At 56.3% G+C, this 25,117-nt stretch carries 24 protein-coding genes; 11 read left to right on the top strand and 13 right to left on the bottom strand.

Features of this window, described 5'->3' with window-relative positions; genetic code table 11:
- The first annotated feature begins 21 nt into the window (after positions 1–21).
- From U740_RS00995 to U740_RS00970, 6 genes are all read left to right on the top strand, one after another.
- The gene (locus tag U740_RS00995) at positions 22–615 is read left to right on the top strand and encodes a Maf family protein (protein WP_036858501.1); all 594 of its coding nucleotides are present in this window, start codon (positions 22–24) and stop codon (positions 613–615) included.
- Entirely contained in the window at positions 612–2,075 is a 1,464-nt protein-coding gene (gene rng, locus U740_RS00990) for a ribonuclease G (RefSeq protein WP_036858500.1), read from the top strand. Before U740_RS00995 ends, rng begins: the two co-directional genes overlap by 4 nt.
- Before the next feature lie 200 nt (positions 2,076–2,275).
- Positions 2,276–6,139 carry a YhdP family protein gene (locus U740_RS00985; protein ID WP_152556761.1) on the top strand — a complete coding sequence of 1,288 codons (3,864 nt, stop codon included), beginning with the start codon at positions 2,276–2,278 and terminating at the stop codon, positions 6,137–6,139.
- Positions 6,136–6,966: a carbon-nitrogen hydrolase family protein gene (locus U740_RS00980; RefSeq protein WP_036858498.1), complete on the top strand. Its 831-nt coding sequence runs from the start codon at positions 6,136–6,138 to the stop codon at positions 6,964–6,966. The genes U740_RS00985 and U740_RS00980 overlap by 4 nt, the downstream gene beginning before the upstream one ends.
- Positions 6,967–6,983: 17 nt before the next feature.
- The gene (gene msrB / locus U740_RS00975) at positions 6,984–7,493 is read left to right on the top strand and encodes a peptide-methionine (R)-S-oxide reductase MsrB (protein WP_235189795.1); all 510 of its coding nucleotides are present in this window, start codon (positions 6,984–6,986) and stop codon (positions 7,491–7,493) included.
- A 36-nt stretch (positions 7,494–7,529) separates the two neighbouring features.
- Entirely contained in the window at positions 7,530–8,174 is a 645-nt protein-coding gene (locus U740_RS00970; protein WP_051921097.1) for a pyroglutamyl-peptidase I, read from the top strand.
- 78 nt (positions 8,175–8,252) lie between these two features.
- Here the strand turns inward: U740_RS00970 and rlmH are convergent, their stop codons facing one another.
- From rlmH to U740_RS00950, 4 genes are read right to left on the bottom strand one after another with little or no spacing between them, the layout of a single operon-like run.
- A complete protein-coding gene (gene rlmH / locus U740_RS00965; protein ID WP_036858497.1) occupies positions 8,253–8,720 on the bottom strand; it encodes a 23S rRNA (pseudouridine(1915)-N(3))-methyltransferase RlmH in 468 nt (155 codons plus the stop codon).
- A gap of 6 nt (positions 8,721–8,726) precedes the next feature.
- Positions 8,727–9,077 (bottom strand): ribosome silencing factor, encoded by a 351-nt coding sequence (rsfS, locus tag U740_RS00960; protein ID WP_036858496.1) that lies wholly within the window; start codon positions 9,075–9,077, stop codon positions 8,727–8,729.
- Positions 9,078–9,092: 15 nt separating this feature from the next.
- Positions 9,093–9,743, bottom strand: a complete 651-nt coding sequence (gene nadD, locus U740_RS00955) for a nicotinate-nucleotide adenylyltransferase (RefSeq protein WP_036858495.1) — start codon at positions 9,741–9,743, stop codon at positions 9,093–9,095.
- 15 nt (positions 9,744–9,758) lie between these two features.
- Entirely contained in the window at positions 9,759–11,012 is a 1,254-nt protein-coding gene (locus U740_RS00950) for a glutamate-5-semialdehyde dehydrogenase (protein WP_036860956.1), read from the bottom strand.
- Between the two features lie 145 nt (positions 11,013–11,157).
- Between U740_RS00950 and U740_RS00945 the strand changes: the two genes are divergently transcribed.
- Complete coding sequence (locus U740_RS00945) at positions 11,158–12,003, top strand: NAD-dependent protein deacetylase (RefSeq protein WP_235189794.1); 846 nt, start codon at positions 11,158–11,160, stop codon at positions 12,001–12,003.
- An 8-nt stretch (positions 12,004–12,011) separates the two neighbouring features.
- Here U740_RS00945 and U740_RS00940 read toward each other — a convergent pair whose 3' ends face one another.
- Positions 12,012–12,599 carry an LON peptidase substrate-binding domain-containing protein gene (locus tag U740_RS00940; protein ID WP_036858494.1) on the bottom strand — a complete coding sequence of 196 codons (588 nt, stop codon included), beginning with the start codon at positions 12,597–12,599 and terminating at the stop codon, positions 12,012–12,014.
- A gap of 74 nt (positions 12,600–12,673) precedes the next feature.
- Positions 12,674–13,183, bottom strand: coding sequence for a DUF4124 domain-containing protein (locus U740_RS00935; RefSeq protein WP_036858493.1), 510 nt, complete (start codon positions 13,181–13,183; stop codon positions 12,674–12,676).
- A 134-nt stretch (positions 13,184–13,317) separates the two neighbouring features.
- Here U740_RS00935 and U740_RS00930 point away from each other — a divergent pair, with 134 nt between their 5' ends.
- On the top strand, positions 13,318–13,866 hold the full coding sequence (locus U740_RS00930) for a phosphatase PAP2 family protein (RefSeq protein WP_036858492.1): 549 nt from the start codon (positions 13,318–13,320) through the stop codon (positions 13,864–13,866).
- A complete protein-coding gene (locus U740_RS00925) occupies positions 13,863–14,933 on the top strand; it encodes an MJ1255/VC2487 family glycosyltransferase (RefSeq protein WP_036858491.1) in 1,071 nt (356 codons plus the stop codon). The genes U740_RS00930 and U740_RS00925 overlap by 4 nt, the downstream gene beginning before the upstream one ends.
- Before the next feature lie 21 nt (positions 14,934–14,954).
- Here U740_RS00925 and U740_RS00920 read toward each other — a convergent pair whose 3' ends face one another.
- The 7 genes from U740_RS00920 to U740_RS00890 form a co-directional block, all read right to left on the bottom strand.
- Entirely contained in the window at positions 14,955–16,208 is a 1,254-nt protein-coding gene (locus U740_RS00920) for a Y-family DNA polymerase (RefSeq protein ID WP_036858490.1), read from the bottom strand.
- Entirely contained in the window at positions 16,196–16,624 is a 429-nt protein-coding gene (locus U740_RS00915; RefSeq protein ID WP_200877012.1) for a LexA family protein, read from the bottom strand. The genes U740_RS00920 and U740_RS00915 overlap by 13 nt, the downstream gene beginning before the upstream one ends.
- 229 nt (positions 16,625–16,853) lie before the next feature.
- On the bottom strand, positions 16,854–17,687 hold the full coding sequence (gene fghA / locus U740_RS00910; RefSeq protein ID WP_036858489.1) for an S-formylglutathione hydrolase: 834 nt from the start codon (positions 17,685–17,687) through the stop codon (positions 16,854–16,856).
- A 14-nt stretch (positions 17,688–17,701) separates the two neighbouring features.
- A complete protein-coding gene (locus U740_RS00905; protein ID WP_036858488.1) occupies positions 17,702–18,808 on the bottom strand; it encodes an S-(hydroxymethyl)glutathione dehydrogenase/class III alcohol dehydrogenase in 1,107 nt (368 codons plus the stop codon).
- 105 nt (positions 18,809–18,913) lie between these two features.
- Positions 18,914–20,545 (bottom strand): Na/Pi cotransporter family protein, encoded by a 1,632-nt coding sequence (locus tag U740_RS00900; protein ID WP_036858487.1) that lies wholly within the window; start codon positions 20,543–20,545, stop codon positions 18,914–18,916.
- A 124-nt stretch (positions 20,546–20,669) separates the two neighbouring features.
- Positions 20,670–23,216 carry an efflux RND transporter permease subunit gene (locus tag U740_RS00895; protein WP_036858486.1) on the bottom strand — a complete coding sequence of 849 codons (2,547 nt, stop codon included), beginning with the start codon at positions 23,214–23,216 and terminating at the stop codon, positions 20,670–20,672.
- A gap of 91 nt (positions 23,217–23,307) precedes the next feature.
- Positions 23,308–23,589 carry an Rdx family protein gene (locus U740_RS00890; RefSeq protein ID WP_036858485.1) on the bottom strand — a complete coding sequence of 94 codons (282 nt, stop codon included), beginning with the start codon at positions 23,587–23,589 and terminating at the stop codon, positions 23,308–23,310.
- Between the two features lie 56 nt (positions 23,590–23,645).
- Between U740_RS00890 and U740_RS00885 the strand changes: the two genes are divergently transcribed.
- Both U740_RS00885 and dtd read left to right on the top strand, forming a co-directional pair.
- Entirely contained in the window at positions 23,646–24,596 is a 951-nt protein-coding gene (locus U740_RS00885; RefSeq protein ID WP_036858484.1) for a D-2-hydroxyacid dehydrogenase, read from the top strand.
- Positions 24,597–24,605: 9 nt separating this feature from the next.
- Positions 24,606–25,043 carry a D-aminoacyl-tRNA deacylase gene (gene dtd, locus U740_RS00880; protein ID WP_036858483.1) on the top strand — a complete coding sequence of 146 codons (438 nt, stop codon included), beginning with the start codon at positions 24,606–24,608 and terminating at the stop codon, positions 25,041–25,043.
- The last annotated feature ends 74 nt before the right edge of the window (positions 25,044–25,117 follow it).

Here is a 25,117-nt window from a genome sequence, read left to right as displayed (position 1 = left end):
GTTGCGACTGGCGATTTGACTATGCAATTACAGGCTGATTTTGTACTTGCCTCCGCTTCTCCCCGGCGGGCCGACCTGTTGCGCCAGATCGGCTGCCGGTTTCTCATCGCGCCGGTCGACGTGGATGAATCCGTTCTCCCCGGCGAGCCTGCCGTTGATTATGTACAGCGGATTGCGCTGCAAAAAGCGCGAGCGGGCTGGCTTGTCAGCCCATTATCCGGTGTGCCCGTATTGGGTGCCGATACGGCGGTGGTCGTTGGGCCGGACATCTATGGTAAACCTGCAGACCGGCAGCAGGCCTTATCCATGCTGCGCCGCCTGTCGGGTACCACACATCGGGTATTGTCTGCGGTCGCCATGGTGTTGGGGGAACGGCAATTGTTGAGTTGCACGGAAACACAGGTCACTTTCAGAACGCTGTCACCAGAAGAGTGTGAGCGATACTGGCAGACGGGTGAACCGGTAGATAAGGCCGGCGCTTACGCCATACAGGGACTTGGCGGGGTTTTCGTGACAGCAATTAAGGGCAGTTACTCAAGTGTTGTGGGTTTGCCGCTTGCAGAGACCTGTCAGTTGCTCCAGGCCTTCGATATCGCCTGGTGGAGGGATACATGAGCACGGAAATTCTGGTCAATATCACGCCGATGGAGTCACGGGTAGCGTTCGTGGAAAATGGCGTACTGCAGGAAGTCAGCATTGAGCGCACCCTGAGCCGTGGGCCTGTTGGCAATATCTATAAAGGCAAGGTGGTGCGTGTGCTTCCCGGTATGCAGGCGGCTTTTGTCGATATCGGGCTCGACAAGGCCGGGTTTATACATGTGGACGATATTCTTCGCCCGGAAACAAATGCCAGTAGTAACAGTGCCCCGGATATCCGCCTCTACCTTCGCGAGGGCCAGTCACTGCTGGTGCAGGTCATTAAAAATCCGATCAGCACCAAGGGGGCCCGTCTCTCTACCCGTTTGACTGTCTCTTCAAGGTTGCTCGTCTACATGCCCAACGTGGATCACGTGGGTGTTTCGCAGCGCATTGCCGATGAGCAGGAGCGGCAGCGTTTGCGCTCTGACCTCGACACCATACTGGTGGAATCCGATAGCACCGGTGGCTATATTATTCGCACCTCGGCAGAGGGGGTTGAGGGTTCCGAGCTGAGTCGCGAAGTGGTGTTTTTGCAGCAGCTCTGGGTCTCTGTGGAAAAAGCCGCCAAAGGGGTTGTCGCACCTGCGATTGTTTATGAGGATCTGCCCTTGTACCTTCGGGCCATCAGGGACATGGGGCAATTACAGGTCGAGAAGGTCCGGGTGGACTCCCGCGAGGTGTTCAACAAGCTGCTGGTGTTTACCCGGCAGTTCAATCCCGATTTGACCTCGATGATCGAGTACTATACGGACGAACGGCCACTGTTTTATCTGTTTGGTGTCGAAGATGAAATCAGTCGTGCGCTGGACAAAAAAGTCTCGCTGAAATCCGGGGGGTCGTTGGTGATTGAACAGACCGAGGCAATGACTACCGTGGATGTTAATACGGGTGCCTTTGTCGGTCATCGCAATTTGGAGGAAACCATTTTCAAGACCAACCTGGAGGCAGCTTACAGTATTGCGCGTCAACTGCGGCTGAGAAACCTGGGCGGTATTATCATTATCGACTTTATTGATATGCAGGATGCAGAACATCGCCGTCAGGTGATGCGGGCATTGGAGAAGGCGCTGTCCCGTGATCGTGCCAAAACTGCTGTGGTCACCGTGTCTGAACTGGGTTTGGTGGAAATGACTCGCAAACGGATCAGTACCAGTCTGGGGCATACGCTCTGTGTGGCCTGCCCGGTCTGCGATGGCAGGGGGACACTGAAGTCGGTGGAGACGGTCTGCTATGATCTGCTGCGGGAAATTCTCCGTGAGGCCCGCACGTTTGAGTGTCAGTCATTTCTGGTACTGGCGGCGTCAGTGGTGATAGAGCGGCTTCTGGATGAAGAGTCGGATTATGTAGCTGGTCTCGAGAAATATATTGGTCGATCGATCCAGTTTCAGGTGGAGACAATGTACAACCAGGAACAGTATGACATCATCCCCGTATAGTCGGTTGTACAGGGTAGGTCAGCTGGCATCCCGGATTTTTATTTATTGATCGCTCGCGTATTATGGCTGCCGGAGTCCCGTCGCCAATCGTCGAGTGTGCGGTGAATACGGCACATCACACGGCCTGCAGTGCGCCGTCGTTAGTCCAGCGGGCTGAGCTTGTACAGTGATTGAATGAGCGTCCTTGTCAGGAGCGGGTTTTGAAAGCAGCGCAAATGCTGAAATCGATTGTCAGACGGTTGCTGTTACTGGCGGCCCTGTCGGTGATCTTAATTGCATTGCTGGTATCCCTCGGTCGCGAGGCCATTGTTAACCTCGATAATTACCGCACACAAATCAACTTTTTTCTCTCTGAACAACTCGCCATGCAGGTTGAAACCCGGCAGTTGCTGGGTGACTGGCAACAGCTGAAGCCCCGTATCACCGCGCTCGGCCTGAAAGTGTCCGGGGATGGCGGACAACAACCGGCAGTATCTATCGACCGGATAACCCTGGAGGTCAGCCTTCTCAAGACACTTTTGGCCCGCCAGCTGGTGTTAAGTGAGCTTTGGATTGGTGAAGTGGCATTGACGCTGGTAGAGGATGCCGACGGCCACTGGCGGGTTGCGGGTCTGCCCTATGAAGATCGCCAGAGGACGGATAGCACCGGACTGCTGGATATGCTCTTGGACAGTGACATGTCTGGCATTGGCAAGGTGTCAGCCAACCTGAAGTTTTACTCCGGAACCGAGGCCGGGATCGAAGCACGGGATATTCTTCTGGAGAGTAGCGGCGACTTCCACCGCCTGTTGGCCGGATTGAGTTTGGCGGGGCATGACCCGGTGGCGGAGTTGATTGTGGAGGCCCGGGGCGACCACCGGGACATAGCGGATTTTAGTGCGTCGGCCTACCTGAAAATCAACCGTATCGACTTCAGTGGTTCCCTGAGCGCCCTAGCAAAGGGGTGGTTCCCGGAAGCGGTAGATCGTGTCGGTGATATCAGTACAGATATCGAGGGCGAGATATGGATCGACATGCAGGATGGTGGCCCGGCTATGCTGGAGGGTCGTCTTTCCGCCGCGGAAATACCCTTGAACTGGGTGGAAGATGTCGAGCCACTGACTCGTTTCAGTACAGATTTGACAGGCTGGTTCAAGCCCGGCGAAAACTGGGGGTTGCGTCTGCAGGAGCTCGATTTTCAGTGGGGTGAGCTCGCGATTGAGCCACTGACCATCAATTACCTGCAAAAGGTAGGTGCTGGTTGGGGCGAGGGATCAATGGCGGTGAGTCAGATCAATTTATCTCTGGTGGATGACATACTGGCAAAAACCGGTCTGGCATCAACTTCTGTGCTTGAGGTGCTAGGTAAGTTGCAACCTGCCGGGTTACTTCGAAATGCACATCTGGATCTGTTGATTGACGATGATCAGACAAAGATGAAGTTGCGTACCAATCTTGACGACGTCGCCATTTCGTCCTGGCGGGGCGCGCCGGCCACTCGTCAGATCAATGGATATCTGGAGGCGACCAATGACAGCGGCCTGCTTGAACTGGATAGCCAGAACGGTTTTGCCATGCACTACCCGCAGGTCTTTGATGATTACATGGAGCACAGTAGTTTCCGGGGCCAGTTGCACTGGCGCTGGGATGCGGTGAACCGGGATCTGAAAATTGCCAGTGGCACACTGGAAATGGGGGGTGAAGAGGGCATCGGCAGGGCGCACCTGTACCTTGATATCCCCATCGGCAAGCCGGGTGAAAAAGCGGAAATGACACTGTTGCTCGGCATTCGGGACAGCCACACCCGCTATATGCCGCGCTATCTACCGGACAATCTTGATCCCGGCCTGCTGAAGTGGATTGATGAATCCGTCGGGGACATGGCTCTCACGGAGGCCGGGTTTCTCTGGCGAGGCCCACTGGAGAATGGTGGGCCAGGCACACGTTCCATCCAGCTGTACCTGAAGACTGAAAACGGCAAGCTGCAGTTCCAGCCCGACTGGTTGCCGCTGGAGCAGTTGGATTCGGTGATCACTCTGGATGACGGCGATCTGGATGCGGAGATTCTGTCAGCTGATATCGGCAAAATGACCATCCGGCGCGGTGTCGTGCAGTTGCGACCAATACCATTCGCCCAGGGGCAGCAACTGCAGATCAAGGCCGATATCAGCGGGACAACCGGCGATGCCGTAGCAGTGCTGGCCCAGTCGCCGTTGCGGGGTCGGGTGGATGGTCTGGCCGGTTGGGAAATTTCCGGTCAGAGTGAGGTGGCAATTGACCTGACGATCCCTCTTGCAGGCAACAACGCCGAGGGGTCCTATACCGTTGATGCTACCTTGCAGAACAGTGGTTTGGCACTGCCGGACAGCGACATTGCTTTTGAGCAACTGCAAGGCACGCTCGCCTATCGTGATGGCAGTGGCTTATATGGCGAAGGGCTGACGGGTAAATTCTGGGGTGAATCGGTGGTTGCGAATCTTTCCACCGGTGAAGATGACCTGCTTCTGGATGTAGAGGGGCTGCTTGCCATGCCGGCGCTGGCCCGGTTTATCAATCTGTCATCGACGCGGATTTTACAGGGGAAGACGCCAGTTGAGGCGAAAATCCGGTTGCCCATTGAGGACGACGGAAGTTCCATCAGGTTGCAGGTCAACAGTCGGTTGGAAGGCGTCGCGATCGATTTGCCGGCCCCTGCCGGTAAAACTCAGGCATCTGTAAAAAATATTCAGGTGGATGTCACGCTGGAAAACGAACTGGATATTCGCATTGTCGCTGATGGTGGGCTCCGCGCCCATCTGCAGCAAAAGAATGGCGTGCTGTCGCGGGGCCTGTTGGCCATTCACGACGATGAGGCAGAGTTGCCCGGCCCCGGCCAGTTCCGTATTACCGGCAAGCTGGACCGTTTTTCCCTGACCGAGTGGCAGCCCTATTTCAACGAACTCACCAGTAATAACGTCAGTGCTCCGACAGCCTTGACGATGATGTTTGATGCACGCGTTGAAGAACTGGAGGTGGCCGGGCTGACGGTGGATCTTGCGGTGGGAAGTGGCCGGTTTCACAAGGGTGATTGGCAGGTGGTGCTTGATAGCAAACAGGCTGCCGGTCAGGCGCTGATTCCCGGTGCCCCGTCGTCACCGATCCTGCTGGATCTGGAATGGCTCACCTTGCCGGCCCCGGGCCCCGTATCCGAACAGGAAGGGAATGGAGGCAGTAGCCTGGATCCGGCGCTGTTCCCGTTGATGCAGTTATCCATCAAAAAATTTGCCATGGGGGAGCGGACCTTCGGGCGGGTCAGCTTCAGGACGGAGCCGCAGCCAGATGGGGTGCTGATTTCCTCGCTCGATGCCAATCTGCTGGGTCTGCAGCTGGGGGGCAGGGATTACGATACCTCGGTACTCTGGACATTGAAAAATGGCATCTACGCCACTCAGTTTGACGGACTGTTCAGTGTGGGCGATGTGGGCCAGGTCATGGAGAATTGGGGTATCCCCCCGGCGCTGGACAGCGAGGCTGGACGCTTCTTTGCCGATCTGAGCTGGCTCGGTCAACCCTGGGAAATATCGCCCTCCACGATGACCGGTGCCATGTCGCTGCAACTGGAGAGCGGTCGTTTTTACAAATCGCCCTCTGGCACAGCGAATGCGCTAATCCGGTTGGTGGGGTTGTTCAATTTCAACAACTGGTTGCGTCGTCTGCAGCTGGATTTTTCGGATTTGTTTGAAAAAGGCATGAGTTTTGATGAGCTGCAGGGTGGCCTGGTCTTTAACGCGGGCACCATGCAGTTTGATCCGCCGCTGCTGGTCAAAATGCCCTCCGGTCGGATCAAGATGGCCGGTAGTGCCGATCTGATTGCCGAGCAAATTGATGCGTCGTTGGTCACCACATTACCGGTGGGTACCAACCTGCCCTGGGTGGCGGCATTGATTGGTGGATTGCCGGCCGCAGCCGGGGTTTATATCACCAGCAAGTTATTTGAAAAGCAGGTGGACAAGCTGTCCAGTATCAGCTATCGAATTACTGGGCCGTGGGATGATCCTTCGGTCAAGGTGCAAAAAATATTCAGTGACAAGGGGGGCGCAAAATGAGTCGTGTTGCCGCCATTCAGATGACCAATCAGGGCAGTTTGCAGGGTAATTTGCAGCAGGCGGCGAGCCTGATAGAGCAGGCTGCCGAACAGGGGGCAAAGCTGTTGGTGCTACCGGAATATTTTGCCTATCAGGGGTGTCGGGATCTGCCGGCGATTGCCCGTGATGAGCAGGATGCCAGTGGCCCGGCCAGACAGTTTCTTGCGGAACAGGCAAAACGCCATCAGGTCTGGATTGTTGGCGGAACCATTCCGGTTGCCCAGTCAGCCGATCAGCGTGCGGCGGCCATGTGTTTTGTGGTGGATGCTCATGGCAGTGAAGTGGCCAGTTATCAGAAGATTCATCTGTTCGATGTGCAGGTGGGCGATAGTCAGGGACGTTACTGCGAGTCCGACGACTACCGTCATGGCAGCGAGCCGGTGGTGGTGGACAGTCCCTTCGGCAAACTGGGATTGACGGTCTGCTACGATCTCCGTTTCCCGGAATTGTACTGTTATCTGTCGGCCCGGGGAGCGGACATTCTGTTGGTTCCCTCGGCGTTCACAGCGGCGACGGGAGAGGCGCACTGGCAGTTACTGTTGCGCGCCAGGGCGGTGGAGAATCTCTGCTATGTGGTCGGTGCCAATCTGGGAGACCGGTTTCATGAGAAGCGGCCGACCTGGGGTGGCTCCGCTCTGGTGGATCCCTGGGGGCAGGTCTTGGCGGAACTGGATACAGGGCCGGGGGTGGTTGTGGCAGATGTAGATCTGGCTTATCTGAACAAGTTGCGAAAAAACATGCCGCTTCATGAACACCGGCGCTTCGATGTGGTCAAAACTTCATCCTAAAAACCACAGGCTGTATCATGAAAAATATGGGTTTAAGCGCACTGATGGCAATTTTGATCGCTCTCCCCCTGACGGTTTCCGCCGCGGAAATGAGTGTTGAACAAGCCCGTCAGTTGATTCAGGAGGGGCGAGATATGGACACCATCCCCAAGGCAGTCTGGCAAAAAATACTGACGCCGGCGCAGTACAGGATTCTCTGGAAGAAAGGTACCGAGCGCCCTTATACCGGTGCTTTACTGGAGAACAAACAAAAGGGTACCTATGTGACGGCGGGTTGTCGCATCCCTGTTTTCCGCTCCGATCACAAGTACGACTCCCAGACTGGCTGGCCCAGTTTCTGGAAATCACACAAGCTGGACAATATTGTGCTCGAGGATGACTGGTCATGGATGGGCAAGCGCGTTGAAGTGCTGTCCGCCTGTGGTGAACACCTTGGGCATGTGTTTCAGGATGGCCCGAAACCCACCGGGTTGCGCTATTGCATCAACTCCGATGCGCTCCTGTTTATCCCCGACGAGCAACAGTAACCCCGCGTCGCAGAGCGGACTTGCAGGTTTATTGTCATGTCGATACTGATCACGGGTTTCGATGCCGGTCACGATAAAGTCAATGCCTCGGCGGCACTGGTGTTCTCTTTGCGGGATGACCTGCCGCAGCAGTTGTTACCTCTTCGCTCGCGGCTTCATTTTGCCGTTCTGCCCCTGAGTATCGCTGGTCTGCGCCAGGCAGTGTTGGCCGAAATAGCCGCCTGTCAGCCGAAGTTCTGTGTGTTTACTGGTCAGGCACGGGGCCGCAATAAAGTTAATCTGGAACGAATGGCCACCAATTTGAGAGATTTTGATTCCCCGGATATTGAGGGCTGTCAGCCACGTGGGGAAAGGATTGAATCCGATGGCCCAGCAGCTTACTGGAGTACCCTGCCGGGACAGGAAGCGATGATAGAACGGCTCAATCGACAGGGAATTCCGGCGGCGCTATCAAACCATGCGGGTAACCATCTGTGTAATCAGTTGCTCTACCAGACGCTACACTGGGCACAGCAAAATGGTTCCGGCCTTGCCTGTGGCTTTGTTCACATTCCGCCACTGCCGATACAGGTTCGACGTCAGTGGCCGGAAACCCCGTTCATGCCACTGGAGATGACACGCTCAGCCCTGGCGCAGATTCTGCTGGTACTGGTTCAGCAGGCCGGGGCATCGCCTTCGTGAACCAATCTGCCTGACAGAAAACCCGGTTGCACGTGACCGGTTCTGCAGGGTGCCGGCGGAGTCAGTCAGCGATGCTGATTAACGGTGGTAGGGATGTCCGGCATTGATGCTCCAGGCGCGGTAGAGCTGTTCCGCCAGTAACACACGCACCAGGGGGTGGGGCAGAGTCAGAGGGGAAAGTGACCAGCGGCTACCTGCCCTTGCCAGACACGTCGGTGCCAAGCCGTCGGGACCACCGACCAGCAGGCTGACGTTGTCGCCGGAACCCTGCCAGCGTTGCAAATTGACAGCCAGATCCCCCGTGTTCCAGGGTTTGCCCTGAACTTCCAGTGCGATGACCTGGTCCCGCTCGCCGATAGCTTTCAGCATCGCTTCGCCTTCCCGCAGGATTGCGCGCTGGATGTCGGCCCCTTTGCCCCGCTTGCCAAGGGGCAATTCGACCACCTCGATTCGCAGTTCCGGGGGCAGGCGTTTGAGGTATTCATTGCAGCCGGCTTCCACCCAGTCGGGCATCTTTGTGCCGATGGCAAGGATCCTCAGTCGCACCGGACTTTATTCCTCGCCGCTGACTCTTGGGCTACCTGGGCGAACCGACCAGAGTTTTTCCAGCTCGTAAAACAGACGGGTCTCGGGGAGCATGACGTGTACCACGATATCGCCAAAATCCACCAGCACCCATTCAGAGGTGTCCATTCCTTCGACACCGATCGGCTGAAAGCCCGCCTTTTTTGCGTCTTCCACGACGTTATCCGCAAGGGATTTGACCTGGCGGCTGGAGGTGCCGCTGGCGACCACAATCTGATCCATGACATCGGTCAGATCGCTGACGTCCATAGTAACGATGTCTTTGCCCTTGATATCTTCGAGGGCGTTGACCACGATGTCGATCAATTTTTTGCTCATTGAATACCTTGTTGGTTAATACAGCTGGTTTTGGTTAATGTAATCAATAATGCTGTCTGGTACCAGATAGCGGATGGATTCACCCCGCTGCAGTGCCTGGCGGATCCCGGTGGCGGAAATGGGTAGCAGGGTCATTTCCCGAATCAGCAGGCCGCCGGCCGCTGTTGTCTGCAGTTCCCCGGTTTGGCGGATGCGGTGTCCATCGACAAAATCCCGGACTTCACCCGAGTCAGGCAGATGCCAGCCAAGCCTGACGGCCACCACCAGATGGGCGAAGTCGGTCAGCTCCCGCCAGCGGTGCCACTGATTGATGGTCAGCAGCGCATCCATGCCGATACACAGACACAGCGGTACTTCCGGTCCGATTTCGCGGCGCAGCTCGATCAGGCTGTCCACAGTATACGAGGGGCCATCCCGGCGCAGTTCGCGGTCGTCGGCCACCAGGCCCGGTTCGCCGGCCAGGCCCAGTTGCAGCATGGCCATTCTCTGCTTGGGCGAAGCCCGAGGTGGTGCGCGATGGGGGGGGTGGGCACTTGGCATCAGCCTCATCTCGGCAAGTGCCAGGGCATTTTTCAGTTCCAGCGCGGTGCGGAGATGACCGATATGTACCGGATCAAAGGTGCCGCCAAACAGACCAATACCGTGCAGTTGAGAAGATTGGGGCATATCGCGGCAGTGCTCCTATTGGCGAATTTCGCCGTGGCCGAACACAATCCATTTCTGTGATGTGAGCCCTTCGAGGCCCACCGGGCCGCGTGCATGAATCTTGTCTGTGGAAATACCGATTTCCGCACCCAGCCCGTATTCAAAACCGTCGGCAAAGCGTGTGGAGGCATTGACCATGACAGAGCTGGAATCCACTTCCGCCAGGAAGCGGCGGCTGCGGGTGTCGTCGGTCGTTACGATGGACTCGGTGTGGTGGGAGCCATAACGGGCGATATGTGCCATTGCTTCATCCATGTCTGCGACCACTTTGATGGACAAAATTGGTGCAAGATATTCCGTGTGCCAATCCTCTTCAGTGGCAGGCGGGCAGTCGATAATGGCACAGGTCTGTTCGCAGCCGCGCAGTTCCACGCCCTTGGCCCGATAGGCCTCTGCCAGTCTGGGCAGAATCTTGGCGGCCACGGCCTTTGCCACCAGCAAAGTTTCCATGGCGTTACAGACACCGTAGCGGTGGGTTTTGGCATTCATGGCAATGTTGAACGCCATCTCCAGATCGGCTTTATCGTCGATATAGACATGGCAAATGCCATCCAGATGCTTGATCACAGGCACCCGTGCTTCACGGCTGATCCGTTCAATCAGGCCCTTGCCACCGCGGGGGATAATCACGTCCACATAGTCGGTCATGGTGATCAGCTCACCCACTGCGGCCCGGTCGGTGATCTCGATCACCTGGACGATGGTTTCCGGAAGTCCGTTGCTGGCGAGTCCCTTCCGGATACAGTCGGCAATGGCCCGGTTGGATTCAATGGCCTCACTACCGCCACGGAGGATAGTGGCATTGCCAGACTTCAGGCAGAGGCTGGCGGCATCCACAGTGACATTGGGGCGCGACTCATAAATGATGCCTACAACGCCGAGGGGGACGCGCATTTTCGCCACTTCAATACCGCTCGGGCGAGTTTTTCTGTCGCTGATAACCCCGATAGGGTCGGGCAGTTCGGCGACCTGACGAAGGCCCTCGATCATGGCATCCACGCGGGCCTCATTCAGCTCGAGCCGATCCAGCAGTGCGGCATCCAGGCCACTGTCGCGGCCATTTTGCATATCGAGCGCATTGGCGCTCAGGACGCTGGCCCGGTTGCTGTCAAGCGCTTCGGCAATGGCCAGCAGTGCAGCATTTTTTGTCTCGGTGGAGGCGGTGGCAATGACCCGGGATGCGGTCCTGGCCTGCTGTCCAAGTTGTTGCATGTATGCTTTGAGATCCATGTCATTCAGTGCGGTGATTTCAGGACCGCGCATTATATCGTCGCAAGACAGATAAGTCCTGGTGATCCAGAGATAATTTTTTATTCGACAGGTGCAATAGACGACGATTGGCGACAATCGTAAAACCGGGGCACAATCAGACACCATGATGGACAATGAACCTCTGCAGCTGCTGGCTGATTTTGTACACCGTTACCCGGACTTGCTGGTATTGAGTGGTGCCGGTATCAGTGCCTCATCGGGCGTACCGACTTACCGGAACAGTGAGGGTCAATGGCAGCGCAGGCCACCGGTACAGCATGGGGATTTTCTCAATAACTACGGTACCCGACAGCGCTTCTGGGCCCGCAATATGGTGGGCTGGCGCTTTATGCGTGATGCCCGCCCCAGCCCTTCACACTTCGCCCTGGCTGGGCTGGAGGCGCTGGGTATGATTCGTTCAGTGGTGACCCAGAATGTGGATGGGCTGCACCAGCGGGCGGGGAGTCGTCGCGTGATAGACCTTCATGGTCGCATCGATCGCGTGCGTTGCCTGGGCTGTGATGCGTTATTCCATCGGGAGGATATTCAGCGTTGGCTGGAGCAGCACAACGGACTTTTTGCGCAACAGGTGGGAGAGGTCGGTCCGGATGGTGACGCGGAGCTGGACGATCTGGATTATTCAGCGCTACAGGTGTGCGAATGCCAATTTTGCGGGGGCACGCTCAAGCCGGATGCGGTATTTTTCGGTGGTACGGTGCCGCAGCAGGTGGTTGCAGACGCGGCTGCAGAACTTCAGCGTGCCGAGGCCCTGTTGGTGGTGGGTTCCTCCCTGATGGTTTATTCCGGGTTCCGTTTTTGTCGCTGGGCCGCGGCGCAGGGCAAACCGATTGCGGTGATCAATCAGGGGAAAACCCGTGCGGATGGGCTGGTGGCCCTGAAGCTGTCCTTGCCCTGTGACGCATTATTGCCAGCCCTTGCCAGCCGATTGCGGGCCAGTGTGGCTGATTAGTTGGGCGGTTAGCTCTGGCTCATTGTGATTAGCCAGTTGCGAATTTGTTGCAGGCGTTCTCCCGGATCATTCAGCTCCAGCAGACTGATTCGCAGCTCCGGTTCTATGGGCAGCAGGCGGGCCAGTTCCCAGCCCAGTGCATTGCCATCCTGGGGAGCGGCTGATGCTTGTTGGGCAATCGGGTCACCTTCGGCCAGCGCCATCAGTAGATCGAGCAGATCCGCCGTTGAATCGTCCAGTTCAAGTGGCTCATCAGGGGGACAGAACCGGACAATACCGGTGACCAGACCATCCTGTTCCGCCTCGCTATTGAGTAACTGAAACCGTTGATTACCGCGTATCATGATACCCAGCAGGCCGTTTTCAAGTTGGCTCCAATCGATAATCTCGGCAATGACCCCCCAAGGATAGACTCTGGGCACTGCGCCCACTTCTGACCCCTCCAGTATGGGTACGATCCCGAAGGGCTGCTCTTTTTTAAAACACTCGGTGATCATCCGCAGATAGCGCTGCTCAAAAATCTGCAGATTGAGCGTCGTGCCCGGAAAAAGCGGCTGCGTCAGCGGAAAAAGTGGCAGTCTGGTGGTTTCTGTCATGGTTTGCTAGGTTCCGGCAAGTGGCGATGATCCTGAGTGCATTCCGGTGCAATCAGAACCGGCCCGGGATTTTCTCATTGATGTGGGGAGGGTGTCAGCAGTTTTGATTTTGGCACCAGCAGGGTGTCGTTATTGTAACGCTCACCACTGCGATAGCGTGGGGGATACCGCCGGGGTTTTTGCCAGAATGGACGGTAGGGGTGGCGATTGTAATGGGGGTAATAATTGTTGTAGTAGTGCTCTTCCCGGTAGATTACCGGTGGTGTGGTCAATTGTTCGGGAATCAGGGCCTCTTCAGCCTCCCTGCGGGCCTGGGTTCTTTTTTCCCGATCCTGTTGCAGGCGTTCCGTGGTGTTGGCCATCTGTTCGATACGGGCGTCCGCGTCATTTTGAACACCGTCTTTCCCGGCAGCGTCCGGCAGGGTAATGGTCTCCACCAGTACGGCGTTTTCCAGCGGTGCATCGCTGTAAACCACATTGCCATTGATGTCCACGGATTTGTAGACAATCTGCTGGCCCTGCGCCTGGCAGGCAAGCATTGCCAGTATTATCAGCGCCGCCTGTCCGGTACCTGTAATCCGCATTTCAACCCTCAAATCGTCCTCTGCGTTTTACTTTGACACTTTACCAGCTGCAAAGTTGTGACAGGTAATCTGTTTCACAGGATGGTCATATTTCGTTCATGTGGTTGTCACAAGTGCTGCCTAATGTGTGATTTATGACAACACCAAAAGCGCTACAAACACTCCACTTGCTCGATGTTGCCACCTTTTTGCGTATTGTGCAGTGGAATACCCGCAAGGGCATTCGAAGGTTTGCCCGTCTGGTCTCTTGCAGTGCCGATGGCTGGCTCTATCCTGCAGCCCCCGCACTGGCGGCACTGTTCTCGGTCTCCCTGGCGGTACAGTTACTGATTGTGCTGACAGTCGGCTTTGCCATTGAGCGGGTCAGCTATTACGTGCTGAAAAACAGCTTCAGGCGCAACCGGCCGCCCCGGGCCATTCCCGGTTACCAAAGTGTGATTACGGCATCGGATGAATTCAGTTTCCCCTCCGGGCATACCTCAGGTGCGTTTCTGGTCGCTACAGCACTGACAATACTTCTGCCACCTGTTGGCATCGCGGGCTACCTCTATGGCTGGGCGTCGTTGGTGGCCTTGTCCCGAGTGATACTGGGCGTTCATTTTCCGCTGGATACACTGGCTGGCGCCCTGCTTGGTGGCAGCCTTGCCTGGGTTGCCCTGCAATTAACAGGCAGTTTGTTATGAGAATTTTCTACGGTGTGCAGGGCACGGGTAATGGGCATCTTTCCCGCGCCCGGGCGATGGCCAGAGCGCTTGATCATTATCCGGATGTCCAGGTGGACTGGTTGTTTTCCGGCAGGCCGCGGGATGCGTACTTTGATATGGCGCCGTTTGATGATTTCCAGTGTCGCCGTGGACTGACCTTCCATACCAGTGCCGGACAACTGCAACCGCTGAAGACTTTGCAGCATGCCAGTCTGCTGACGTTACACCGGGATATCAGGGCGCTGGACCTGGCAGGCTACGATCTGGTGATCAGTGACTACGAGCCAGTCACTGCCAGAGCGGCGCGTCGCCAGGGTATCCCCTGTGTCGGTATTGGTCACCAATACGCGTTCTCTTTTCCGGTTCCTCTGCGTGGCGGAAATCTGTTGAGTCGTACGATCCTGCAACGGTTTGCGCCAGTCACCATTCCTGTGGGCCTGCACTGGCACCATTTTGATCAGCCGATATTACCGCCGATTGTGGATCTTGCGCACGGCCTTGCCTCCCGGGGAGACACGGAAAGGCGGGTGCTGGTCTACCTGCCGTTTGAAGATCAGGATGCACTATTGCCACTGTTTCGCCAGTTTCCCCACTATGAGTTTTACATTTACGCCCCGGGTCAACGTTGGCATGACGATGGTCATTTGCATACTCGTCCGCTGAGTCGGGACGGTTTCCAGCAGGATCTGATCGACAGCCACTGGGTGATCTGTAATGCGGGATTTGAATTGATCAGTGAAGCTCTGCAGCTTGGCAAGCGGATTATGGCCAAGCCGCTTCGTGGGCAGATAGAACAACTGGCCAATGCTGCCGCCCTGGAGCAGCTCGGTTACGCTGCCATCGAGGACCGCATTAATCGCGCCGCCCTGGCGTTCTGGTTTGATTGCGAGCCGGTGGCGCCCCGCATCAGTTACCCCGATGTCGCCACAGCGCTGGCGCGCTGGATTTATGGTGGCTGTGTCGAGACGGTGGCATCCCTCAGTGACCAGTTGTGGCGCGAAACGGATCGGGGTCGCGGTTCCTGGAAAATGGGCCAGGTCGCCTGAGCTTGAACGTCGTTAATGGCATCAAGTCCGGATAACGGGCAGATCATGCCAGCGGGTAGTGTAGGCGGGTGAGCAATACTGCTGGCGCATCGGCCAGCCCTGGCCACGCCCTGCGCTGGCCAGAAAGGCGGCACCGCGGCCATAGCGCCGGTTGATGGCATCCAGTGTCTGCATCAGCGTATCTGTGTGGACACTTTGATGATTCTGAAAAATGTCGGCCTGATGATGCCGGCGTGAAATCAGCTCAATCAGGCCGACTCCGGCTTTCAGATAGGCATGCCCCGGCCGGTAGATGGCCCGCACTGCCTGTCTGGAATGGGCGGCGATCAGCCGGCTGTCGTCGGTGTCAAAGGGCAGTTGTACCACTGCGCTATTGCTGTAGTAGTCAGGCTGGTGGGGCGATGTATGGATAAACACCTGGATGGTCCGGACCAGATGCTGCTGCCCGCGCAGTTTTTGCGCCGCGTTGCTGGCATAGAGGCTGACCGCCTTCAGCAGGGGTTCCATGGTGGTGGGTTTTTGACCGAAAGACCGCGTGCAGTAAATCTGTTTTTTGTCGGGTGGCACCTCTTCCAGTGCCATACAGGAAGTGCCGTTTAGCTCCGCCACGGTGCGTTCCACGCAGACATTGAAGCGTTGACGAATCATTTTCGGATTGCTGTCGGCCAGTTCCCGGGCGCTGCGGATGCCCATTCCTGCCAGTTTCTGACCGAGCCGTGGGCCGATACCCCATACCTTGGTGGCCGGCATCCGGCCCAATAACCACTGCCACTTGTGGGGGCTGTCCAGCAGACAGACCCCTTCGCAACTCGGAATGTTTTTTGCGCCGTAGTTGGCCAGTTTCGCCAGCGTTTTACTGGGTGCCAGGCCGACACTCACTGGCATGCGTATCTGTTGCCAGATGGCCTGTTTGATGGTCAGGCCATACTGTTGCAACGGTAGATCCATGCCTACCAGGTCCAGAAACATTTCATCGATACTGTAAATTTCGATATTCGGGCTGAAGTGGCGCAGGCTGTCCATCACCCGGCGGGATATATCGCCATAGAGCCGGAAATTACCGGAAAAAACACTGACCCTGTGCCGCTCCAGCAACGGCCGGATTTTGAAATAGGCTTGCAGGTCGGGAATGCCGAGCGCCTTGGCCTCCTTTGAGCGGGCAATCACACAGCCGTCGTTATTGCTCAATACCACCACTGGCTTGTTGCGCAGGTCCGGTCGAAAAATCTGTTCACAACTGGCGTAGCAGCTGTTGCAGTCAACTAGCGCAAACATCGGTGATGGCGCACGGAATGAACGACGACTCCCTCAATGATCAATTCGGCATTGTCGTGCAGCTCAATAGGGGGATAGCGCAGGTTCCCGGCGCGCAGTAACCGCTCGTTGAGATCCAGTACCTTGCAGGTCAGTTCACCGTCGATGGCGGCAATCACCACATCGCCATGCTGGGGTTGCAGGGCGCGATCCACCACCAGCAGGTCGCCGCTGAAAATACCGAAGCCGGTCATTGAATCGCCTTCAGCACGGGCAAAGAACGTGGCAGCAGGATGTTTCACCAGATAGTCGTGAATATCCAGCGGTCTCTCGACAAAATCGTCTGCCGGGCTTGGAAAGCCCGTTCTTACCGTTGAGCCAAACAGGGGTATGCGGCGGTCAGTGGTGGTTGGTATCAAAAGGGATGTTTTCATCATGCTAAAATACTGTATAAATAAACAGTATTCAATGAAATTGTAGGTCGTCTGTGGAAAGCGCGGACCCCTGTGATGGAACATGCGATCCGGTGGAAAGAAAAGGTTTGTTTCCGATCGATCCGTGTAACGTTGTTGCCGGTAATTTTAACCGTCGGATAAATACCCGGTTCGTGAATGGCTCAGGCCTGCTCGGTGAAAAGCACGACACTCCACTTCATTCCCTGTGACGTTAGAGATACCGGGCGTGAAAACGGAGGTGATCGCCGATAAAGGAACTGATAAAAAAATAGCTGTGGTCGTAACCCTGTTGATAGCGAACATCCAGCGGATATCCGGCCTGTTGCGCCGCATCGGCCAGCAGGTGGGGTTTCAGTTGTGAATCGAGAAAATCATCCGCTTTACCCTGATCGACCAGTATGGGCAGGTGATGTGCTGCCTGCCTGATCAGTTCGCAGCTGTCGTACTGTCGCCAGTCATCCCGGTCGTTCCCCAAGTAATTGCCGAGGGCCTTTTCGCCCCAGGGGCAGCGCATGGGGGAGCAGACCGGTGCAAATGCCGAGGCTGAGCGATAGCGTTGGGGGTTTTTCAGGGCGATGGATAGAGCGCCGTGGCCACCCATGGAGTGGCCGGAGATGGCGATTTTTTCATTATCAACTGGAAAGTGGTTGTTGATAAGACGAGGCAACTCTTCCACGACATAGTCGTACATACGGTAGTGTTTGTCCCAGGGCTGCCGGGTGGCGTTGAGATAAAATCCGGCGCCCAGACCAAAATCATAGGCCCCTGTCGGGTCATCGGGCACCCCTTCACCACGGGGGCTGGTGTCCGGTGCTATCAGCGCGATACCGTATTCTGCCGCATAGCGCTGCGCCCCCGCTTTGATGACAAAATTTTCATCCGTGCAGGTTAGGCCGGATAGCCAGTACAGTGCCGGTACAGCCCGCTGATCCGCCTGGGGTGGCAGGTAGATGGAGAATGTCATGTCACAGTCGAGCGAATCCGCCCGGTGCCGGAAGCGGAGCTGCTGGCCGTCAAAACAGCGATGGGTGTCGATTTGTTCCATGGTCGGGCCTCTTTCTAGTAGCGTATCACCGAGCGAATGCTCTCGCCGGCGTGCATCAGGTCGAAAGCCCGGTTGATGTCGTCCAGCGGCATGGTGTGGGTGATCAGCGAGTCGATGTCAATTTTGCCATCCATGTACCAGTCGACAATTCGCGGGACATCGGTGCGCCCCCGCGCTCCGCCGAAAGCAGTGCCGCGCCAGGAACGCCCGGTGACCAACTGAAACGGGCGCGTGGCAATTTCCTTGCCGGCCCCGGCGACACCGACGATACAGCTTTCCCCCCAACCTTTGTGGCAGCACTCCAGTGCCTGGCGCATGACATTGACATTGCCAATGCACTCAAAGCTGTAGTCCACCCCGCCGCCGGTAATTTCCACCAGGTGCCCAACCACATCGTCCACCTCTGACGGATTGACGAAATCGGTCATGCCGAACTGTTTTGCCAGCGCAGCCTTGGCGGGATTCAGGTCGATGCCGATGATCCGGGTAGCGCCGACCATTCGGGCACCCTGGATGACATTGAGACCGATACCGCCGAGACCAAATACGGCGACGGTGGAGCCCGGCTCTACTTTCATGGTGAAGGCCACCGCGCCGATGCCGGTGGTAACCCCGCAGCCGATGTAGCAGATCTTTTCGAAGGGCGCGTCCTCTCGGACCTTCGCCAGAGCGATCTCCGGCAGCACGGTAAAGTTGGCAAAGGTGGAGCAGCCCATGTAGTGCAACAGGGGTTGTCCGTCGAGGGAAAACCGGCTGGTGCCGTCGGGCATTAACCCCTGGCCCTGAGTGCTGCGGATAGCCTGACAGAGATTGGTTTTCGGGTTGAGGCAGAAATCGCATTCCCGGCATTCCGGGGTGTAGAGGGGGATGACGTGATCGCCGGGCTTGAGGTTTTTAACCCCGGCGCCCACCTCTACCACGACTCCGGCACCCTCGTGACCGAGAATGGTCGGGAAAGCGCCTTCCGGGTCATCGCCGGAGAGGGTGAATGCATCGGTGTGACAAACGCCGGTGGCTTTGATCTCCACCAGCACTTCCCCGGCTTTCGGTCCCTGCAGGTCAACCTCAACCACTTCTAGGGGTTTTCCTGCGCCAAAAGCGACCGCTGCTCGTGTTTTCATCCGTCATGTTCTCCGTCTTCAGAAGTTCGCTCACGACTATAGTCAGTTGCTTGCGGGGTGGCAAACGGGGCATGAGTGACAAATCGCCAAATGGGATCCTGGTGGCTACCTGGCCTCGACCAGATCCCTAAGGGCCGTTGCCAGCATCTGGTTGGATACCAGCATTTCCCGGTTGACATTGAGTAGTGTCGAGAGAGGGACACCAATACCATCGCCGTCGCTGTAGCGGGTAATCATTTGATGGAGGCGGTCGTGAGACAAATTGATTTCAGTGTCCAGTTGCTCGCGCTTTTCGGCAATCAATATGGGGTCGGTTTTTTCCAGCAGGTTGAGCAGGTGCCGGTAAATGACACGGGTATCGTGACGGATGGTTTCTATCATTTCCTCATCGTCGGACTGCATCCGCAACTCCACGATGTTGAGTCGTATGTCCTTGAAGCTTTTGGCACTGAATACCATATCCCTGGCCGCGTGCAGCAGCCCGGAAACAATCTGTGCTTCATCGCTACTGGCCTTTTCCTGCAAGACCCGGTTGGCGTAGTGCAGGATTTGCTGTTCGGTGTGTTTGATATCCGCGTACTGGTCATCGTAGCTGGGATTTTTGAGGCTGATATCACGATATACCCGATAGCCCTCGTATTCCTGTAGCAGTTCTTGCGGACGTATTTTCAGAACCCGAAGATTGAGGATGATGACCCGGTAAAACAGCCGGATCACTTCCTGGTGTATGGCCTCACTGGCGGCATCGCTGACGCTGGCCGGAACCTTGGTGATGAATTGACAACCACTGCCATCTTCGTCGGCAAAGCGGTTTTGCAGCCAGCGGGCGAATGGTGAGATGAAGGGCAGGAACAGGATAATCGCAAACAGGTTAAACAGGGAGTGGAACAACACCACGGCGTACATGGGGTCCTGTACTGTCAGGGTGTCGGTAATCAGCTGCAGGATCGGGTACAAGAGCGCCAGCCCGATCAGGCTGGACAGCAGGTGGAAGATAAAGTGGGCCAGCGCCACCCGGTGTTTGTCCGGGGAACCTTTCAAGCTCCCCATAACAACCGTGACGGTGGTGCCCAGATTTGCACCTGCCATGATGGCTGCCGCGGTAGTGAGTGGCATAATCCCGGCGTGAATAGCGCTTAGTACAATCATCATGGTGGCTGAGCTGGACTGAACCAATGCCGTAAATAGCAGACCCCCCAGTGCATAGAAAAGGATCGGGTAATCGGCAAATACCCCCGGAACACTCTGCTCGACCAGCGTCCCCATGCTGGTTTTCATAAAGTCGAGTCCCATCAGCAGCAATCCCAGTCCGAGTAGTAATCTGGCCTGACTGTGGCGTCGATGTTCAGTGCTGATAAATACGGTGCCGAGAGTCCCCACTGCCAGTAGCGGCAAGGCATATTCTGTGAGACTGAGTTTGAAACCGATGGTGGCGACAATCCATCCGGTGAAGGTGGTTCCCAGACTGGCGCCGAAAATGACCCCCAGTGCGTTGGCCATGGTGAGGATGCCCGCCCCCACAAAGGCCAGCACGATAAGACCGACCATGGAGCTGCTCTGCAGGCAGGCGGTGCTGATGATACCCATCATGACCCCGCGTACCGGCGTATTGGTGTAATCCCTCAGTATGTGACGGAAGGCTCGGGTGCCGAGTGTGCGTAACGCCTGCTCCAGAACCATCATTCCGTAAAGGAAAATACCCAGTCCGGCCACCAGTTCCCAGGGTTGAAACGGCATAGTTGGAATGCTCTCCGGCAGGTTTGTACTTATAGGTTGTTGTGTAAAAAGTGTAGCAGGGAATCAATTGACAGGACCAAAAACCGCAACAGACGATGATCCGTTGCGGTTTTTAGAGCCCCTGTTACTTGCCGAAAGGCTTGAAGATCAGAATCAGTTTTGGCAGCAGGGTCATGGATCCGAGCAACGCTGCCAGCATGGCCAGACCGGTGAGCAGACCGAAATAGACGGAAGGGATGAAGTTCGACAGAGCCAGAATGGAGAAACCAATGATAATGGTGATGGCCGTGTAAAACAGTGCCCGCCCTATGCTGGCATGAGCCCGGTGCATGGTGGCGATGTAGTCGCGATCCACGGCAAATTCCCGCCGGAAACGGGTGATGTAGTGAATCGCGTGATCCACACCAATACCCACAGTGATGGCCGCGATGGTAATGGTCATCATGTCCAGGGGGATTCTGGCAAGCCCCATGCCGCCCAGTACCACGGTGGCGGCAAGCATGTTCGGCAAGATAGCAATAAGGGAAATCGACAGTGAGCGGAACAGCACAATAAACATGGCCATGATGCCGATAAAAACGGCTCCCAGGGTCAAAATCTGGGAGCGGAACAGGCTTTGAAGCATATTGTTGTAAAGTACCAGCAGGCTGGTCAGATGCACCTGATCCTCCTGCAATCCCAGCTCGTCCACGGCAAACTGGCGAATATTTTTCAGTAGTTCCGGTCGTTTCAGTTCGCCGCCGGTTTCCCGGATTCGCAGCGTAATGCGGGCCTGGTTCAGTTCGTCGTCAATGTAGGGGTCAACCAGAAAAGCGGCATTGTCCCGGGACAAACTGTTGCGGAGAAAGGCCAGTTCCAGATCGTTCAGGCGGTGGCCCATCAGGTCTTCGGCGACGTCGGTGATCATTGCGAGAGAGTTGACCTTGCCCACTTCAGGAAGTGACTCCAGGTAATCATGTATCTGGTTCAGCTTCTGAATCCCGACCCCTGTGAACCAGTAACTGTTGGTCGAAGTCTCTTTACCGGTGCTGCCATCGTCGGCAAAGGGGTCTTCTGCAGCGAAGGGGTCCTCTGCCGCAAACGGATCTTCCGCAGCAAACGGATCTTCTTCACCCGCACCGGCACTATTGTCACCGCTGGCGTGTGACGTGGCTGTGTCGGGTGCATCCAGAATGATATCCAGTGGCGTGGTGCCCCCCAGCTTTTCATCGATAACGGAGAGCCCCTGATGAATTTCGGTGTCAGAGCGGAAATAGTCTATAAACCGGTTCTCCACCTGCAACTGGGAGATCCCCCAGCCGCTGATCACTGCAGCCAGCAAGGCCAGGCCCAGAACCAGTCCGCCGTGATTTTCGGTGAACCGTGAAAAATACAGGGTATAGGCCGCCGAGTTGTCACCACTGTCGTTGTTATGGCCCTTGCCCAGCAGCATCATGCCGGCGGGAATCACCAGAAATGCCAGTGCCAGTGCCAGGGTAATCCCCATGGTCATCATCCAGCCAAAATCGATTACTGGTCGGATGTCACTGACCACAAGGGAGACAAAAGCCACCACGGTGGTGAGCACGGTGTACAGGCAGGGGCGGGCCATGTAATTAACGGTTTCACTGACCAGTTCCATTTGGCTGCGCTCAGGAGATTCGGCCAGGATTTCGCGGTAGCGAACAATCAGATGAATGGTCAGCGCGAGGGTGATAATCAACAGTAGCGCTACAAAGTTCGAAGAGATCACGGTCAATCGCCAGTCAATCCAGCTCAGGTAACCGAGCATGATTTCCACCGATAGCAGACAGGTCAGCAGTGGCAGAACGACCCAGCGAATTTGCCGGAAAATGATGGCCAGGGTCAGGATAATAAACAGCACAATACCGGTGCCAAAAATTCGCAGATCGCTTTTGATAAAGTCAATCATGTCGGCGGTAATCATACTGGGTCCACCGAGGAACAGCTCTGCGCGGTCCTCGAAGGCCGCCATTTTCTTACGCACCTCATCCACCCTTTGGTGCTCAATGGCAGCGCGTTCGGTACGGTAGTTGAGGAATTCTTCGCTCACCCGTTCCAGTTCGATTTCTTCCTCTGGTGTCAGCCCTTCGGTATCCCGCTTCAGCCGCAGGGCGTCCCGTTTGCGAACCAGGTCGAGGTATTTCCGGTCCAGCTCCATGGTGGCCAACAGCGCCGTAGTTTGGCCATCCGGGCTGAGGATCAGGTTGCGATAGATGGGACTTTCGAGAAACTCCTTGCGGGCCATATCTCGGTTGGTGTCTTCGTCCAAGAGCGTGCGAGGCTCATCCTTGAGTTGAGATATCTTGACCTTGGGGCTGTAGAGCAGGGGGACGTCGAGCATGGAGGTAACATTGGCGACGCCCTCGATTTGCTTCAGTTCATCGCGAATTTCCGCCAGTGTTGCCAGCGATGCATCGTCAAAAAGATCCCCTTCTTTGGGGGTGTAGGTGACAACCAGAAAGTCACTGCTACCGTAGTGTTGCAGTGTTTTTCGGTAGTAATCCAGGTCTGTGTCGTGTTCCAGGGTTAGGGAGTCAGCAGAGGCGTCCAACTTGAAGTTCGGCAACCCGAAAGCCATGCCCACTGCCAATAATAGTACCGCTAACAAGACAGCCAGAGGATGTCGAAGAACGATGGATTGGTAAATTCTCAGTAACCTTGCTGACATGAGTGTTCCTTATTCTTCTGGTGGGTAGGCACAAGCGGCACATTATGCCAGAAGAAACTGGCGCGCCGCACGTCAGTCGTTGGTGAAGTATTTACCGGTCGGTATGGCCCAGCGGGCGATCGGGATCAATCAGGTTGCGCACCCGTTGCTTGAGTATTTTTGCCTCCGGGAAACCGCCGTCCCGAGTGCGCTCCCAGAGCGACTGCTCATCGAGAAAAATTTCGAAGGTGCCGCTGGTTTCTGCCGGTCTCAGGGCAACTTCTGCAAGATCATCGGCAAAAGTGGTCAGCAGCTCCTGTGCCAGCCAGGCTGAGCGCAGCAGCCACTGACAGCGCGAACAATAGGTGATGACGATGCGCGGTTTCGGGGACATCGGGTACACTCCAGTGTTATGACGTTGGATGGCAAGATAACTTTCGGGCAGCGAATATGAAAGGGGTAATTCTCGACGCCGACAGCCTTGGATCAGAGGGTGTGGATTTGCGACCGATTACGGACCTGCCGTTGTCGTGGGCAGTCTACGGCAATACCGAGCCGGCAGAGCTTGTCGAACGCATCGCCGGTGTCGACGTGGTGCTGACCAATAAGGTCTTGATCGGGCCGGCGGATCTGACACCCGAGCTGCGTTATATCGGTGTACTGGCCACCGGCACCAATGTGGTGGACATCAGTGCTGCGAGGGCGAGTGGTGTGGTGGTCACCAATGTGACTGGCTATGGTACCGGTTCGGTGGTTCAGCACACCTGGGCCATGATTCTGGCGCTGACAACGCGTCTGGCTGATTACAATATTGCCGCACTGGATGGGCGTTGGGCCAATAGCTCTACCTTTTGTCTGCTGGACTACCCGGTTTCAGAGCTGGCGGGAAAGACCCTCGGCATTATCGGATACGGGCGACTGGGTCAGGGGGTAGCCGAAATTGGCCGGGCATTTTCTATGCGGGTGGACATCGCCTCCCTACCATGGCGACAGAGCGGCGGCGACACGCGAATACCGCTGGACAGATTGCTTCGCGAAGCCGATGTGGTCAGTCTGCATTGCCCGCTCACAGCGAAAACCCGCCACCTGATTGGTCGGCGCGAGCTGGCTATGATGAAGCGGTCGGCATTGTTGATTAACTGTGCCAGAGGTGGTCTGGTGGAAGAGCAGGCGCTGGCGGATGCGTTGGAAGCTGGGGAGATTGCCGGTGCGGGGGTGGATGTGCTTACCGAAGAGCCCCCTGTCGATGGCAATCCGCTGCTCAATCCCGATCTGCCCAACCTGATTGTCACACCCCACAGTGCATGGGTGGCTCGTGAAGCCAGGCAGCGTTTGGTCATGTTGGCAGCAGACAATCTGCGATCTTATCTGGCGGGCTCGCCAGCAAACCAGGTTCTGTAGGGGGGCATCATGTTAGGACTGATACAGCGTGTCAGCTATGCCACTGTCGAGGTCAACGGCGACAGAGTGGGTGAAATTGGTCCGGGTCTCCTGCTGTTGCTGGGTGTTCAGGCCGGTGACAGTGAGGAAACTGCTGCCCGATTACTTCACAAGGTGCTCAATTACCGTATCTTTCCCGATGATGGGAACAGGATGAACCTCAATCTTCAGCAGATGGGCGGTGGCCTGATGGTTGTTTCCCAGTTCACGCTGGCCGCCGATACCGGCAAGGGGTTGCGGCCGGGGTTCAGCAATGCCGCGCCGCCAGAGCGGGCAGAGGCGCTTTACGATTATTTCCTGAGCAGGGCTGAGCACCTCTATTCGGATGTGGCTTCGGGAATTTTTGGCGCCAATATGCAAGTGAGTCTGTGCAATGACGGCCCGGTGACCTTTATGCTGGAAGGGTAAAGTGGAGGGTAGAAAACAGCGCTGTTCCTTTGAGGTGGCAGCGCTATTGCGTCTTCCGGTGAAGGGCCCAGAGG

It is taken from the genome of Porticoccus hydrocarbonoclasticus MCTG13d (assembly GCF_000744735.1).
GTDB classification, from domain to species: domain Bacteria; phylum Pseudomonadota; class Gammaproteobacteria; order Pseudomonadales; family Porticoccaceae; genus Porticoccus; species Porticoccus hydrocarbonoclasticus.
The sequence above is the reverse complement of the archived record's forward strand: the minus strand, read 5'-3'. Positions and strand labels throughout refer to the sequence as shown.